This window comes from Microbacterium sp. ZW T6_19 (assembly GCF_044987465.1).
Lineage (GTDB): Bacteria > Actinomycetota > Actinomycetes > Actinomycetales > Microbacteriaceae > Microbacterium > Microbacterium natoriense_A.
Genome location: NZ_JBJDRH010000001.1, coordinates 246,946 through 263,344 on the forward strand (window position 1 = coordinate 246,946; position 16,399 = coordinate 263,344).

10 protein-coding genes are annotated in these 16,399 nt (G+C 63.9%); 7 read left to right on the plus strand and 3 right to left on the minus strand.

All coding sequences use genetic code 11. The annotated features are described in order from the left end of the window. The first annotated feature begins 56 nt into the window (after positions 1-56). Genes ACI3KT_RS00980 through brxL form a run of 6 tightly spaced genes read left to right on the plus strand, consistent with a single transcriptional unit; the run spans position 57 to position 12,399 of the window. On the plus strand, positions 57-818 hold the full coding sequence (locus ACI3KT_RS00980; protein WP_404901932.1) for a hypothetical protein: 762 nt from the start codon (positions 57-59) through the stop codon (positions 816-818). Beyond that, positions 815-1,372 carry a BREX protein BrxB domain-containing protein gene (locus tag ACI3KT_RS00985; protein ID WP_404901934.1) on the plus strand — a complete coding sequence of 186 codons (558 nt, stop codon included), beginning with the start codon at positions 815-817 and terminating at the stop codon, positions 1,370-1,372. The genes ACI3KT_RS00980 and ACI3KT_RS00985 overlap by 4 nt, the downstream gene beginning before the upstream one ends. Continuing rightward, positions 1,369-4,815: a BREX system P-loop protein BrxC gene (gene brxC / locus ACI3KT_RS00990; protein ID WP_404901935.1), complete on the plus strand. Its 3,447-nt coding sequence runs from the start codon at positions 1,369-1,371 to the stop codon at positions 4,813-4,815. The genes ACI3KT_RS00985 and brxC overlap by 4 nt, the downstream gene beginning before the upstream one ends. Beyond that, positions 4,812-8,006 carry an Eco57I restriction-modification methylase domain-containing protein gene (locus ACI3KT_RS00995; protein ID WP_404901937.1) on the plus strand — a complete coding sequence of 1,065 codons (3,195 nt, stop codon included), beginning with the start codon at positions 4,812-4,814 and terminating at the stop codon, positions 8,004-8,006. The genes brxC and ACI3KT_RS00995 overlap by 4 nt, the downstream gene beginning before the upstream one ends. Further along, positions 8,003-10,342 carry a BREX-1 system phosphatase PglZ type B gene (gene pglZ, locus ACI3KT_RS01000; protein ID WP_404901938.1) on the plus strand — a complete coding sequence of 780 codons (2,340 nt, stop codon included), beginning with the start codon at positions 8,003-8,005 and terminating at the stop codon, positions 10,340-10,342. Before ACI3KT_RS00995 ends, pglZ begins: the two co-directional genes overlap by 4 nt. Next, a complete protein-coding gene (gene brxL / locus ACI3KT_RS01005) occupies positions 10,339-12,399 on the plus strand; it encodes a BREX system Lon protease-like protein BrxL (RefSeq protein WP_404901940.1) in 2,061 nt (686 codons plus the stop codon). The genes pglZ and brxL overlap by 4 nt, the downstream gene beginning before the upstream one ends. 119 nt (positions 12,400-12,518) lie before the next feature. Here brxL and ACI3KT_RS01010 read toward each other — a convergent pair whose 3' ends face one another. From ACI3KT_RS01010 to ACI3KT_RS01020, 3 genes are all read right to left on the minus strand, one after another. Continuing rightward, positions 12,519-13,004 carry a DUF4411 family protein gene (locus ACI3KT_RS01010; protein WP_404901942.1) on the minus strand — a complete coding sequence of 162 codons (486 nt, stop codon included), beginning with the start codon at positions 13,002-13,004 and terminating at the stop codon, positions 12,519-12,521. Then, entirely contained in the window at positions 13,004-14,149 is a 1,146-nt protein-coding gene (locus ACI3KT_RS01015; protein ID WP_404901945.1) for an ImmA/IrrE family metallo-endopeptidase, read from the minus strand. The genes ACI3KT_RS01010 and ACI3KT_RS01015 overlap by 1 nt, the downstream gene beginning before the upstream one ends. 164 nt (positions 14,150-14,313) lie before the next feature. After that, positions 14,314-14,673, minus strand: coding sequence for a hypothetical protein (locus tag ACI3KT_RS01020; RefSeq protein WP_404901947.1), 360 nt, complete (start codon positions 14,671-14,673; stop codon positions 14,314-14,316). 105 nt (positions 14,674-14,778) lie between these two features. On the opposite strand from ACI3KT_RS01020, the gene ACI3KT_RS01025 reads away from it, so the two are divergent. Continuing rightward, positions 14,779-16,347, plus strand: coding sequence for a DUF222 domain-containing protein (locus tag ACI3KT_RS01025; RefSeq protein ID WP_404901948.1), 1,569 nt, complete (start codon positions 14,779-14,781; stop codon positions 16,345-16,347). Positions 16,348-16,399: the final 52 nt, after the last annotated feature.

The following is a 16,399-nucleotide window of genomic DNA, read 5'->3' on the forward strand; positions in this document are numbered from 1 at the left end:
AGCGCCCGGTCGTTGACGCCAGGGTGAAGGTCCCCGGGTACTTGTACACTCGGGACGTGACTAAGGAGAAGGATGCTGCGCCTGAGCAGTTCGCGTTGGCGTCGTTGCGGACGACGGCGAGTCACACGATCGGGATCCCGCATCTCGTAGAGCTCCTCCGGTACGTGCCTTCGGACGCGTCTCATGAGCGTTATCGCGATGCGGTCGTGGAGGAGAACATCCTCGGCCGGCCGACGCACGCCGGGCGGCAACGATCCTTCCGCCATCTACGAGAGCTCTACCTGCTCGATCCGATGAACCCCGAGTTCTCAGCACTGAGACGTCTGTGGGAGGTCGACCGAGCGGCGCAGCCGCTCCTGGCGGGCATCCTTGCGTTTACTCGGGACGGCATCCTCCGAGCATCCTTCTCGGCGATTGAGCGGGCGCAAGAGGGCGTGACCGTGTCGTCCGCCGACCTCACTCGAGCCGTCGCTGCCGTGTACGAAGACGAACTTTCGGAAGCAACTCTCGATAAGACGGGCAGGAACACCGGCGCGTGCTGGACGCAGACCGGACATCTCGTCGGCAGGACGAACAAAGTTCGCCGCGTAGTCGAATCTTCGCCGGCGGCTGTCGCTTTCGCAGCCTTTATCGGCCATCGGTCAGGTATCCGCGGGCTAGGGATGCTCGATACCCCGTGGGCTCGCATCCTCGACCTGCCACGGAGTCGGCAACTCGACGCCTTGCGATCTGCGCACACGCAGGGGCTGATCGATCTTCTCGTCGCCGGCAACGTCGTCGACATCAGCTTTCCCCTCTTCGACAGCGGCCGGATATGAGCCGGATATCTGAACTGGTCGACGCCTACGCCGCTGAACTCGCTCTGCCCTGGCGCGACGGGCTTTCCGGCGGAGAACGAGTGTGGATGCTCGTCTACCCGCCGGAACAGGAGCGGGCGATGCGGGCGAACCTCGCACGACTGGAATTCGTCACGGGCCAGAGCGGGCGCGGTTGGCGCTCGATCGACATCACGGATGAGTTCGGACGTTGGCTCGCTCGCCATCGCCACGCCGAGGCCTTCTTCGAGGAACCCAGCGACCTCACGCTGTCGATTCTCGATCAGTTCGAGGCCGAACTGGTCTCCGGAATTCGCGGACACCTCGCCGCGGCGTCGGGGAACGATGTGGTCAGTCTCGTCGGGATCGGGTCGATCTTTCCGTTCCTTCGAGCATCGAGCGTCATCAAGGCGATCGATGATGCGGTTCAGGGCCGCCTGCTCGTTCTCTTCCCGGGTCTGCATGATGCGGACACGCATTCTTTCCGCCTGCTCGACGCACGTGACGGATTCAACTACCGCGCGCGCGTCATCGACCCTCAAAGGGAGATCGCGTGACGATCAACAACGAACTGTTCACTCGTCGTCCGCTCGACTTCGTGATCCCGAACGATGGTGTGACGAATGTCGATCGCCCCGATGACTCCAACCAGTGGAAGGTGCTCGACTACGAGCTCACGAGCTTTGTCTGCGAGGGCGAGTACGAGCACGGACTTCAGCGCATCTTTGATTCGTACATCCGTCATCGCGGTGTGACGACGCAGCCTGCGGTGTGGGTATCGGGGTTCTACGGCAGCGGCAAGTCGCACCTGGTACGCGTGCTCGAGCATCTGTGGGCGGACACGCGTCTTCCTGGTGGGGCATCTGCCAGGGGGCTGGTGAATCTCCCCGATGGGATTCGTGAGCAGCTCGTCGAGTTGTCGACGATCAGCAAGCGGGACGGTGTGGCGCCGTGGTCCGCTGCCGGTTCCCTGGATCGCAGCAGTGAGAGCCTGAGTTCGGTCTTCCTCTCGATCGTGCTCGGCGCAGCCGAGCTGCCGAGTCGGGTCGGCCCTGCGCGGGTTGCATTGTGGTTGGACGGCAAGGGCATTCTCGGCGCGGTGCGGGCACATGTTGAAGCCCATGGCGGATCCTTCCTCGAGGAGTTGAGCCAGTACAACGTCAGCACTCTCCTTGCTGACGCCGTGCTCGCAGTTGATCCCGACTTCGCGGCCAACGGTGCGGATGTGCGAAAGGCGCTGCGGACTCAGTTCCCTGACGTGCGTGCCCTGTCCACGGACGAGACGATCGAGATGCTGCGCAAGGTGCTCCGCCGCGTCGGTTCGGGCGTCATCCCTCCGACCCTGATTGTGCTCGACGAAGTCCAGCAGTACATCAGCGGCGACGGGGGCCGTGCGATGGAGGTGCAGAATCTCGTCGAGTCCGTCTCCCGGGAACTCGAAGGGCGGGTTCTGCTTGTCGCGACAGGTCAGCAAGAACTCACTGCCGACCCGACGCTGCAGAAGATCCAGGACCGCTTCACGGTCAAGGTCGTCCTCAAGAACCAGGACGTCGATGCGGTCGTTCGCCGTGTGCTGCTCAGCAAGGAGCCTTCGGAGCGTGCGGAACTGGTAAAGACTCTCTCCGATGCTGCAGGGCCGATCTCGCGTCAGCTCGCGGGCAGCAAGATCCAGCACTCCGCTCAGGACGACATCGACCTTCCGGAGGACTATCCGCTCCTGCCCAGTCGCCGCCGATTCTGGGAGAGCGTTCTTCGTAAGGCGGACACAGGCCGGGCCGGTCAGCTCCGGTCACAACTCCGGATCGTGCACGAGGCCAACCGTCTGGTCGCTCCCCGGCCGGTCGGCACTGTCGTCGGAGCGGATTACCTCTACACCGCGAAGCATGAAGATCTGAACGGGGCCGGTCTCCTCCTCAAGGAGACCCAGCGCCTCATTCATGAGCAGGGCCAGCAGGATCCGCTTCGGGGGCGCATCCTCGGCCTTGTCCACCTCATCAGCCTCCTTGAGACCTCCGGACATGCCGACATCGGCGTTCGAGCGACGGCTGATCATCTCGTCGATCTGCTCATCGAGGATCTCGCCAGTGACGGCGAGCGCTTGCGGCAGGACGTTCCCGAAGTGCTCGGCGCATTCGTCGAGGAAGGGGTCCTGCAGCAGGACGGCGACGAGTATCGGATCCAGACTCTGGCCGGCCGGATCTGGGATGAGACATTCCGCCGCCATTCTGCGCAGCTCTCCGACAGCGAGATCAGCACCGAGCGAGACGTGTTGCTGCGCGCGGAATTCGAACGCTCGGTCCCGGCCTCGATTCCTCACGGCAAGGCCAAGGTTGCGCGGAAGATCGTGCTGCACGCCGACTCCACGCCACCGACGGCATCCGACACGATTTCCGTCTGGCTGCGTTCCGAGTGGGATGACGGGACGACGAACAAGCAGTTCGAAGATCTGGCGCGGAGTCTCGGTTCCGACTCGCCCGTCGTGCTCGCCCACCTGCCGCGGATTCAGCCGGTGTCGTTTGCCGCGGCACTGCGCAATCAGCTTGCGGCCCAACGGACGCTCGATCAGCAGGGGTTCCCCCAGGACGATGAGGGCAAACAAGCGCGACGTGCAATGGAGTCACGTTTGGAACGCGCCAGGGCTCAGGTTACGAGCCACGCTCGCGATGTCATCGCGAAATGCAACGTCCTTCTGGGGGGAGGGTCTGGCCCAGGAGGCGCGGCGCTGCGGGATCGTATCGAGAGCGGCGCCCTGGCAGCGGTGACTCGGCGCTTCGACAAGTTCGAGGTCGCCGATGACTCCCGCTGGCCCCGCGCCCTCGACTACATCAAGAAAGGATCCGGCGGCGACGCGCTCAAAGCCGTGGGACACGATGCGGATGCTGCGCTGCACCCGGTAGTGAAGGAGATACTCGGCCGAGTCGGCTCGGCAGGAACGTCCGCGAGCGAGGTCGAGAAGTCGGTCACGTCAGCGCCGTACGGTTGGCCCCGAGATGCCGTCATGGCCGCTGTCGGGGTCCTGCTCGACAACGGTCTGATACATGCGACCGTGAATGGTTCTGATGCGACTACCGCCCAGGTCATGGCGCAGACACGGCTCGGTGTGGTGCACCTGAGAAGAGAGTCGACGGTGCTCAGCGCCTCGGAGAAGCTCGCCGCGCGGAGCCTGCTCGGCAACCTGGGGGTACAGGCCAGCAATGACACGCTGGCGTCCGCGGCCGAGCAGGCGATCAAGGCGCTGTTGGAGCGCGCAGGTCTTGTCACCGGCGCGCCTCCGTTGCCGGACATCGTGTTCCCGCCGCGGGTCGAACTGGTGATGAAGGCTTCCGGCAATGCGCGAGTACACGCGCTGCTGGCAGCCAAGGATGAACTCTCGGAGTTTGTTGAGCGGATCGACGCGATGGAGAGGCGGCGCGTCTCCCGGCGGACTGCGCTGGACCTGGCTCGTGCGCTCGCGAGCGCAGCCGTGGCACTCGACAGCGCTGCCGAAGCACGCGCACGACTTGAGGCATTCGAGACCACTCGAGAACTTCTCGCGGATAACGACCAGATCACTCCGATCGCCGGAGACCTCGCCAGCGCAGTTCGCGTCGCTGTTCTCGGTGCGTCCGAGTCGCTGGAAGACGCTCGGCTGCGGGCAGTCGCAGACCTCGAGGCGCAATCGGCCTGGGCCGCGCTCGATCTGGCGACGCAGGGGCAACTCCTGGCAGAGAACAACCTCGCTCCAGAAGGTGACATCGATCTCTCCGACGGCCCTGCCGTTCTTCATGCTGTCCAGCAGCGACCTCTCTCTGAGTGGGGCGCGGTATTCGATGCGGTTTCGGCTCGGGCGGCGAAAGCGCTGGAGGCGGCCGTCCGGCTGAGCGCACCGAAGGCAGCTACCGTCACCATTCCCAGTGCCAGCCTCAGCAGCGTCGAGGATCTCGATCGCTACCTCAGCGAACTGCGAGAGAAGCTCGCGCGTGCGCTCGCGGATCACGACACCGTGGTGGTGAAGGGATGACCGGCGAAGTCCTCAACGCAGGTCAACGCAGTCAGCTCGATGGTGCCGTGCAGCGCGCCCGGTCGGCAGCGGAGAGCGCCGCAGCGGATGCACTGCGCGCGTTGGCGGTCGCGGATCAGAGCCGTCCGTCATATCTCGGTGATAGCGAGAATGCCCTGCGAATCGCTTTGCGGGAGAAAGCGCGGCAACTCGGCGACGACACCGCCGGCAACAATGTCGACCTCACCAACTTGATCCGTGACGTCGCCTATGAGCAGTGGCACCGCCTTCTCTTCAGCCGGTTTCTCGAGGTCAACGGACTGTTGAGGCATCCTGACTTCCGAGACACTCCGCTGACATTCGAGGACTGTACCGACCTCGCGAGCGATCTGGAGGAGCCGGATGGGTGGCTGGTGGCTGCGCGATTCGCGTCTGAGATTCTCCCCGGAGTCTTCCGCCTCGACGATCCTGCTGTTCAGATGCGGTTCGCGACCGAGCATCGGCTTGAGCTCGAGAGAATCCTCCTCAGCATTCCGGATGAGGTCTTCCGCACCGAGGATGCTCTGGGCTGGGTCTACCAGTTCTGGCAGACGGCAGAGAAGAAGCGCGTCAACGATTCCGGTGTCAAGATCGGCGGAGCCGACCTCTCGCCGGTCACGCAGTTGTTCACCGAGAATTACATGGTTCGCTTCCTGCTGGAGAACTCACTCGGCGCGTGGTGGGCATCCCGGCGCTCAGACTCTCCCTTGGTCGACTCCTGGGAGTACTTTCGCAGGCTGGATGACGGGACACCGGCGGCCGGCACGTTCGAAGAGTGGCCCAAGACTGCGGCAGAGGTCACCGTCATGGACCCGTGCTGCGGGTCTGGTCACTTCCTGGTCGCAATGTTCGGCATGCTCTGGCGGATGCGAGCTGAGGAGGAAGGGCTCTCGCCCGCTGACGCCCAGGATGCTGTGCTGCGCGACAACCTGCACGGGCTCGAGCTCGATCCGCGCTGCACCCAGATCGCGACGTTCAACGTCGCGTTGGAAGCGTGGAAGCAGGGTGGATTCCGAGATCTACCGGCACCGCAGATCGCCTGTTCGGGTGTTCCCGCGCGGGGGACGAAGGACGAGTGGCTGGCGTATGCCGGGGACGACGAAGAACTTCAGAAAGTGCTGACTCGACTTCACGGCCTCTTCCGTGATGCCGATACTCTCGGGTCGCTGATCTCGCCTCATCCAGGCGACTTCGAGGAGTCTCTATTCGGGACTGATCTCAGCATCGGCGCGAATTGGGAATCCGTTCGGACTTCGCTGGGTCAGATACTCGCCGCCGAGAAGGAGGCGCAGACAGTTCTCGGGCATGCGGCCGATGACGTCGTTCATGCGGCGGGGCTGCTGTCGGGCAGATACACGCTCGTGGCGACGAATCCGCCGTACCTAAAGCGTGCGTCGATGGACGTAAGGCTTCAGACCTACATCGGTGTTCACCATCCGGCGGCGAAATCCGACATCGCGACAGCCTTTATCGAGCGCTGTCTGGAGTTTGTGGGGACGACCGGAACGGTTGCGGTCGTGTCGCCGCAGAACTGGCTGCTGTTGGGGTCGTATGAGAAGTTCCGCGAACGGCTGCTCAAGCAGAGACGGTTCGACGTCGTTGCGCGGCTTGGGTCCGGGGCATTCCGACAGATCACCGGCGAAGTTGTCAAAGTCTCGCTCACAGTGTTGAGCGGTGCGCCGCCGGCGGATAGCCATCGCATCGCTGGGCTTAGTATTCAGCAGACGAACGGGGTTGAGGCCAAATCTCTGGAACTTCGGCACCGTGGGTTGTTGGCACCGAGACAAGTGACACAAACGCAGAATCCCGACCGCCGGATCACGTTGACATCGATTGAATCACAGGCGTTGCTCGGCGGAATGGCGAAGTCAGTTCAAGGGATTGCCACGGGAGATAATCCGCGCTACATCCGCCAGATGTGGGAGGTGCCGTTGCCTCAATCGCAGTTCCGGAGGCTTCAGAGCTCAGTGAATCGGACAACTTCATTCGGCGGACGTGACCAGATCATTTGGTGGGAAACAGGCGGAGGCTGGATACCCAACGAGCGCGCCGGAATCAAGGGCTCGGCAGCTTGGGGCAAACTCGGTGTAGCGGTTTCACAGATGGGTGCTCTCGCGGTCACTCGCTATACCGGTGAGATCTTCGACATGAATACGGCTGTCGTGTTCCCTCACGACGATGCCGATCTTCCCACGCTGTGGGCGTACCTCTCCAGTAGAGAGTATGCGCCAAGCGTCCGGGACATCGATGACGCGTTGAAAATCACGAACGCCACTCTCGTAAAAGTCAGCTTCGACCGAGAACGTTGGCAGAACGTGGCTGACGAGAGGGGTCCATTGCCTGCACCCCATTCGAACGATCCGACGCAATGGCTCTTCCGGGGCGATGTCATGACTTCGGAGCATCCGCTTCAGGTTGCCGTCGCGAGGCTCCTCGGTTATCGGTGGCCCGATCAGCAGCCGGATGCCCTCGATCAGTTCGCGGACGCGGACGGCATTGCGTCTATGCAGCCGCTTCCTGGCGAACCTGACCTGGTGACGCGCCTTCGGAAGTTGCTTGAGGCGGCCTACGGCGACGACTGGTCGAGCGCTCGCGAGCGAACCCTGGTCACAGAGGCGGGCGGCGCGAACGGGCGCCTCGACGATTGGCTGCGCGATGTATTTTTTGCCCAGCACGTAAAGGTCTTCGACAACCGCCCGTTTCTGTGGCACATCTGGGATGGTCACAAGGACGGCTTCTCCGCGATCGTCAATTATCACCGCCTCGACCACCGCACCCTGGAGAAGCTCACGTTCACCTCGCTGGGGGCGTGGATTGAACGCCAGCGGCACGAGGTGGCGGCGAGCCGAGCTGGAGCCGACGTCCGTCTCGCCGCCGCAGAAGATCTGCAGAATCGACTCAAGCTCATCCTCGATGGCGCGCCGCCCTATGACGTCTACGTCCGGTGGAAGGAACTTCACAAACAACCAGTCGGTTGGAACCCCGATCTCGACGACGGCGTGCGGCTCAACATTCGACCGTTCATCACCGCGAAGGTGCTGCGAGCCAAGGTGAACGTGAAATGGGAGAAGGATCGCGGGAAGAACGCTGACGGCTCCGAAAGACTCAATGACCTGCATCCGACTCTCGAGGAACGCCGCGAGGCGAGGCGCCTGGCAGGGGAGGGGCTGTGACAGCGGTGCGGGCTGTCGTCGCACACGCGTTGCGCGAGGCCGCGGCCTTCAACGCAGACTCCAGTGTGCGCCCAGCTGCCGTGTTCTGGTCCGATCCGGACCGTGCCTGGGAGCCGGTGATACGGCTCCTCCAGGAGGCGGTGCCGATCCTGATCCTGGGCGAGTACGACCTTGACAAAGCCCAAGGTCCCGCGATCTGGATGAGGGCGGTGCTGGCCGACCCGGACTCCGCTGAACTTCCGGACCACCTCGCGTCGCATGACGAGAAGAACCCGTGGGTGATCTATCTACCGGGGATCGGACGCAGTGCGTTGTCCGAAGCCAACAGCCCGGAATCTGCGATCGCTCCGTTGGTCGAGATCGCTCTCCGCTCCAACTGGTGGCCCTCCGCCTATGGGCAGGGGGCGTGGACACCGCACTCCTTCCTCGGGTCGAAGCATGGTGTTGGGCTCGACCTTGGCGGCGATGCAAAGAGCAAAGCGGCTCTGAGCGATGTTCTGGATCGCCTGCTCATCGAGAAGGTCGATGACCTGCGTCTCCTGGGACGGCTCGACGCTTCGCGTCTGCATTCACTGGTGATGACAGACAGCATCCGAATGCTGCTGGATTGGCTTGACGACCCAGAGGCGTCGCGCGCGGCACTGTCCGCAGCGAGCTGGAATGCCTTCCGTGAAGCGTGCCGCGCGACATACGGCATCGACCCCGAGAAGGACGGCGTCCTCACCGCAGCAGCGCGGCTGGGCGGGCGCCAGGGGGCGTGGCAGGGTGTCTGGGATCGATTCGAAGACAACCCGCGACGGTACGAGAAAATCCCCATCCGACTCGACCAGGCTCGTCCTGCGCAGGATCTCTTCGGCGACGTCAGTCCCCATCCGGATTCGTGGCCTTCCTGGAATGCGGAGCAGGAGTCAGAACTCCGTCAGGCGCTCACTGCCGTGGCGACGACGATGGACCTCGAGCAGGCGCGAGCAACTGTGGTGGACCTCGCGGCAGGGCATTCGCCGAGGGAGGAGAGCGTGTGGGGTGAGATGGGACGTGCCCCGCTGGCTCAAGCAGTGGCGCTTTTGTCTGAACTCGCCGAGCTCACGAGGGTCAGCGCGCCCGGCAACGGCCTCGAAGCTCAGATCAAGTGGTACGTCGAACTCGGTCACAAGATCGACGATCTCGCGCTGCGATCTCTCGCAGCGGTGCCCGGTGCTGCCGATCGCGCTTCGGTACGGAAGGCGCTTCAGGTCCTCTATGACCCGTGGGTCGACCGCACGGCACGCGCCTTTCAGGATGCATCCAGCGGAGAATACTCAGGCGATGTCGGGCTGAATGTCGCGGCTGGGACATGTGTGGTCTTCGTTGACGCGCTTCGCTTCGATCTCGCGCAACGGCTGGCGAAGCGATTGGCGCCACTCGAGATCGAAACGACGTCGAGGCTGGCGGCGTTCCCGACGGTCACGCCGACCGGGCAGCCCGCCGTAGCGCCCGTGAACACCACCTTCGGTGCGGGGCCGGCATTCGATGCCGGTGATGCTCAAGGACGTTCGGTCAAGGCAGCGATCTTCCGTTCGGCCTTGACCGAGGCCGGTGTCCAGTATCTCGATTGGAAGTCGTCGGAGACGGGCGACATCAGCGGCGTTGGATGGACGCAGACCAACACCATCGACGCGCTCGGCCACGACCACGGGCATGAGCTCGCCGGCATGATCGACCAGCAACTCGACCTCGTCGCCGAACGTATCCGTTCACTTCTCGACGCAGGGTGGCAGCGTGTCGTCGTCGTCACGGACCATGGCTTCCTCCTGCCGGCGACCGCGGCGCCGAAGGTCGATCTGCCTCTCGCGATCACTGAGGGGGACGCGGCGCGGAAACCGCGAGTCGCGCGCCTCAAGACAGGCGTGTCCTCCCCGGACCTCCCTGTCCTGGCATGGACATGGGATGCAGCGATCAATATGGTGAGTGCGCCGGGCGCCTCCGCCTTCGTGGCGGGGACGCTGTACGAGCATGGCGGCCTGAGCCCGCAGGAATGCGTCACGCCTGTGCTCGAGATCAAGTCGGGGGGCGGTGCACCCAAGCCCGCCCAGATCGATTCGATCCGCTGGACCGGTCAGCGCTGTCGTATCGATTACGCGCCGGTGGAAGCCGACGTCACCGCCGAAGTGAGGCTTGCTCCGGGGGACCCCGGCTCGATCATCGGTGGACCGAAGGCGCCAGGCGAACCTGGCGAGATCAAAGTGCTCGTAGACGAGGAACGGGCGGCTGCGGGTACTCAGGCGTTCGTGCTCCTTCTCGGTGTTGACGGCACCGTTCTCGCGCAGCGGGAGACGAAAGTCGGAGGTGTGGAATGACCGAGACCATCGTTCTTGACTCGATCGACGAGTTGGCCGCCGCAGCGTTCGAGGGGTACGTGGTCCGCAAAGACCTCGCGCTTCAGTTCAAAGGCGCCTACCCAGTGCCTACGTACGTCGGCGAGTTCCTGATCGGCCGATATTGCGCGACGACAGATCTCGAGGAGATCGAGGAGGGTTTGCAGATCGTTCGTCGCCTGCTCGCCGACCGCACTGTTCGAGCCGGCGAAGAAGAGCTGTTCAAATCGCGTGCGCGCGAACGGATGACGATCAAACTCATCGACCTCGTCAAGGCGCGGCTGGACGCGAAGTCGAACATCTATCTTGCCGAGCTTCCCAGCCTGGGTCTCAAGGACGTCCGGATCGATGATGCCGTGGTGCGCGACAACGAGCGGATGCTCACGGGCGGCTTTTACGCGGAGGTCGACCTCTTCTACGACGCGGTGATCGCCGACGAGACGAACGGCAAGCCTTTTGCGATCGGTTCGTTGAGGCCCATCCAGTTGTCGACCCGTGACTCGCTTGCGCGGCTCGCAGAAGGGCGCTCGCGATTCACCACCGAGCAGTGGAAGCACTTGCTTCTCCGGTCGGTGGGCTTCGAACCGGAAACACTGACAGATCGGGAGCAGGACATTCTGCTTCTGCGGATGGTGCCGTTCGTCCAGCGCAACTTCAACATGGTGGAGCTCGGTCCGCGAGGGACAGGAAAGTCGCATCTGTTCCAGCAGGTGTCGCCCTACGCTCATCTCATCTCCGGTGGCAAGGCGACTGTGGCGCGCATGTTCGTCAACAACGCCACGGGTCAGCGCGGTCTTGTCGCGCAATACGACGTCGTCTGCTTCGACGAGGTGTCAGGCGTGTCCTTCGATCAGAAGGACGGCGTCAACATCATGAAGGGCTACATGGAGTCCGGAGAGTTCTCACGAGGTCGTGAGTCGATACGAGCTGACGGCTCGATCGTGCTCGTGGGCAACTTCGACGTCGACGTCGCACATCAGCAACGGATCGGTCACCTCCTGTCCCCGCTGCCGCCGGAGATGCGCGACGACACGGCATTCATGGACCGTATCCACGCGTATCTGCCCGGCTGGGATATTCCCAAACTGAACCCGTCCTATTTCACGCGGCACTTCGGCTTGGTCAGCGACTTCCTGTCCGAATGCTGGTCGCATCTGCGCAACCAGTCGCGCGTCGCCTCTGTGCAGGGGCGCGTCAACTACTCGGATGCGTTGTCCGGGCGTGATCTCTCTGCCGTCAACAAGACGGTGGACGGCCTCCTGAAGCTCATCTCGCCTGATGCCGAGGCCGCGATCTCCGATGAAGACCTGGAATGGGCCGTGCGCATCGCCCTGGAATGCCGGCGGCGTGTGAAGGAACAACAGCGTCGCATCGGCGCTGCCGAGTTCCGCAACACGCAATTCGGATACCGGATCGGGGAAGGCATCGAGCAGTTCGTCTCGACGCTCGAGCTCGCCAGTCCGGATTCGATCGGCCTCGATCCGCTCCCTCCTGGCCAGGTGTGGGCGATCGCTGAGGATGCCGGAGGTGAGGTCGGTCCCGGGCTGTATCGAATCGAGGCGACCGACACTCCCGGAGCGGGAGCGCGAGGGCTGCTGAATCAGGCGGCACCCGCGCCACTTCGTGAGAGTTTCAAGGTTGCCGATCAAAACCTCGTTGCGCAGGGTCGAGCGCTGGTCGGCGACCGAGACCCTCGGGAGCACAATCTGACGGCGCAGGTTCGAGCGCTCGATGCGGCCAAGTCGGGAGCAGGCCTTGGGTTGCCGATCCTCCTTGCGCTGACCTCTTCTATGTTGCAACGCTCCCTCCGAGGTGGACTGATCGCCGTCGGCAACCTGTCACTCGGGGGCGGCGTTGAGACCGTGCTGAATGCGGCTGCGCTGGCCGAGCATGCGATGGAGAAAGGCGCAACGTCTTTGCTACTGCCTGTCTCCGCGCGACGCCAGCTCCTTGACGTGAGTGATGAAGTGGCTACAAAGGTCTCGTTCTTGTTCTACACCGACGCGAAAGACGCGCTGGTGAAGGCGTTGGCCAACTGAGCCCGCAGAAAGTGTCGTGCTCCGATTCGATGCATCCGACTTCGAACTTGCGGTAGCGCAACCAAGGTTGCACCTCGTTAACCAGACGACCTAGGAGGGCCAGCGCGGCGGCAACCGGCCTACGGCCCAAGGACCAGGGATGCGCGCTCATCGCGAAGCATCTGGAAGGGCGTCGTCCAGGTGATTCCGTGCGCGTTGCATACGTCGGGGATCTTGACCTTGCTCTTGCGCTGCGGCTCGGAGCGCTCCATCGTCACGACTGTGTGACCGTGCGTGCGAGCAAATGCGACGAGCTGGTAGTCGGCGACTGACAGAAACTCCGCGACAGCGCCAGGAGTGTAGGAGGCACCGTTCACCCACGTGGAGATCGCCGACAGGCTCGGCGCGCATGCGGCATCCATCGGCACGAACAAGTGCGAGCTCGCGGCCGCCCACTCCGACAAATCGTCGTGACCAGCGGCGATCTCGACGGCGATCGGGTGGATGCTCTCCAGGGTTCCTGCAGCGAAGGAGACATCGATCCATTCCCAGAATCCCGGGACGAAATCGAGACCGTAATGCGCACGATGCGACTGGATGAAGACGTTCGCATCGAGGAGATACATCACGCAACTCCGAGCTTGCTGGCCAGTCCCTCGAACGTCGAGCGCTTGGCGGCCCCGAGGAGCCGCGACGCATCGCGGTAGAGCGTGCGGCCCTCAAGCGTGTCGACGATCACCGCGCGAGCGAAGCGCTGGCTGAGACGCAACGGCTGGGTGTTGTAGTAGTTGCCGCCGCCTTGGGAACTCGTCGCCATGATGTCTTTTAGACGCGCCAGCTCCTCCTGATACCGCACCTGGAATTCTTCCCACGTCAGCAATGACGCGTCGTGCATGCGTTTCAGCACAACGAGAGTGCTCACTTTGTAGAGGCGCGCGAGGCGTTTCAACTCCGGCAGATCCGCTCCTGCGGTCGCGTCCCGACGGATCGCGTCAGTCGGAACCAGTACTTCAGCGGCGACTTGATTCGCCCACAACTCGTGAGCGTTTTGAGGATCGCTCGCGAGAGGCGACTCCGAAAGCGCGCTTTCGCCAAGCCATACGTGGGCCAGCTCATGAACCATGGTGAAGATCTGAGCAGCTTTGGTGTCGGCGTTGTTCACGAAGATCACCGACGCCAGCGGGTCGACCAGAGCAAAACCTCGGAACTCGTTCGGGTCGAGAACGCGGTGGGTGTTGCTTCCGACGATCCCCGATACCATCACCAGAACGCCGAGTCGTTCTATCGCGTCGATGAGAGCGCGGAGGGCCTCCTCCCATGAAGTGAAGCGCGACCGGCGTTCCAACCCGAAGTCGAGCGCCTCGCGCATCTCGTTCGCGACTACGCGCGGCGGGCTGTCGACAGCAGCTGAGCTTACGTATCGAATGGGAGCCAGATCCTGACTGACCGCATAGCTTCGATACCAGTCCTGATGATGCTGGGCCTCGTAAATCGTGTCGAGCAGATCAGCGCTCGGGCTGGCGATGGCGGAGTTGCCGATCGTGCGGAAATCCGGGATGGGAACGGTCTCAGCCGGGGGCTCATCGAGGAAGAGATAGCCGAGCGGAGCATGGGTCGCCTTGGCGAATTCCTCAAGCTGCCGGAACGTGGGCGTTCCGTCCCCCGTGGCCCACTGCGAGAAGCGTTCGTATCGATCGGTGCCGCTTTCCATGCCGGACCGCTTCAGCGCCCACGCGAGCATCTCAGGCTTGACCGGCACACGGACAGACATCGGATTCCCTTCTCGCGTTCACCCGAATATACACAGGCGCTTCTCGGTTCGGTCGAGTGTATGAGGGACGCCTGACAAAGTGGTCCCGCTGGCGCGTCTCACCTACTCCTCGGGGTCGTCGAAGTCCCCGAAATCCTCCATCGTGGCCATGACAGCCATCGCCGTCAGCAGCCCCCGCGCGACGACACCGCGCAACTCTGCCGGACGGTATCGAGGATCGCTCGGGCGATCTTCTCGTTCCCCTCGGGCATCGCCGCAGTGAACACCCGCAGCGTGGCGATCGCGCCGGCGCGCTGCGCGCCGATCGAGGTCAGCAGCTCGAGATTGCGGCGCTCGATCGCTCGGCCGAGCGCCGCGTCGAGCGTCGCGATGTCGGTCTCGCCGAGTTCATCGAGATCGACGCCGTCGGCTTTCAAGAGCGGGGCGAGATCTCTCATGAGGTCAGCCGCCATTCCGGGCTGATGGGCGACACCCATCTTCGCCATCTGAGCGCGGAACTCAGGGTCGTCGAAAGGAGAGGGCATGCGGAAAGGGTAGCGCTGTCGACTGTTATGCGTTCGTTACCTGAGTCGGGTCTCGCAGGAGTTGCATTCAGCTTCGAATGTCGGAGGCCAGCGTCATGATGAACTATGGCAATCTTCTCCGAGATCGCGTCGCTGATCCCCACGCTGGGCGAGCGACTCGACGAGGGCGCCTGCCTGGAACAGGCGGTCACCCTCATGACGGAGATGACGGATGCCGAGGTCGTCGCGATCCTGCGCGAATCGGTCGCAGTCTCGCGATCCGCTGATCAGATTCGCGTCGTCGCAGCAGGGCTGATCGCAGAGCGCTCGACGCGCGAGGTCGGGCATTCCGGGCTCGCACAGTCGCAGGGGCACGGTTCGCCGGAGAAGCTCGTTCAGCACCTCACGGGATCGACGAGGAGCGAGGCTGCGCGTGACGTTCGCGTCGGGCGAGGGCTGCTCGACGGCGAGGGGGAGAGCGGCGGCGGGGCGGACGCCGGGCCTGCGGATGCCGGTGCTGATGGCGGTGCGGGGGACGCTGGCGGCGCCGGTACTTCGGGAGGAGAAGGTGCGGCGGGTGCCTCATGCTCCGAGCAGGTGCCGCCCGTCTGGCACGCACCGCTGCGCGAGGCGATGCGTTCGGGCGTGCTGACTTCGGCGCAGTACGACGCGATCAGGAGCGGGTTGGGTGAGCCGCCGGCGCCCGCCGCTGACGGGCTGTCCGCAGAAGAGTTCGCGGCGATCGAGCGCGCCGTCCGCGACGCGTGGTCCGCAGCGGCCGAGCAGCTCGTGCGCGAAGCCGCCGAGCGCACCACCGAAGAACTCGGTGGGGCGGCGCGGATGCTCCGCGATCTGCTCGATCCCGAGGGTGCCGAGGCGCGCTTCCTGGCGCGCTACGAGAAGCGGATGTTCCGCACGTATCGCGATGCCGACGGGGTGCTTCGAGCGAGCATCGCGTTCGAAGACGAGGGCGGAGCGTTCGTCACCGCCATGCTCGATGCTGCACTGCGGCCACGACGCGGCGGTCCCCGATTCGTCGACGCAGACGAGCAGGAGCGGGCCGCAGATCTCACCGCGGACTCGCGCACCAACGACCAGCTCGCCTACGACCTGCTGCTCGATGTGCTGCGCGCCGGAGTCCTCGCCGACGCCGAGAGCGTCTTCGGGACAAGGCAAGCCGGCGTCCGTCTCGTGCAGGTCGTCGACGCGTCCGAAACGCCGGCGCGGGTCGCGCACACCGAAGACCATCTGACCTCCTTTCCGGCGGGCGTCGCCGCCCAGCACATGTGCGAAAGCGGATTCGTGTCGGTCACGGTCGACTCCTGCGGCAATCCACTCGATGTGGGCCGCGAGCAGCGGCTTTTCACCCCAAAGCAGCGCATCGCCTTGGCGATCAGAGACGGCGGATGCCGGTGGCGAGGCTGCGATCGCCCGGCCTCGTACTGCGAGGCACATCACATCGACGAATGGGCGGCGGATCGCGGTCGCACCGACATCGACCGCGGGATACTCCTTTGCCGTTTCCATCACATGCAGTTGCACCACGGCGGCTGGCGCATCACCCGCGACGGCAAGGGCGACTTCGTGCTGCACCAGCGCGAGGGGGAGAGCTACGTGCTGCATCAGCGAGCCACTTTGGCCTACGCCTGGTCGGGGATCGATCCGCCGCCGTACCGATTCAGGCCCGCCGCCTGAGGCGGGCGGATCCCGACGCACGGATGCTGACGCATCGAAGAACTTGTTCCGG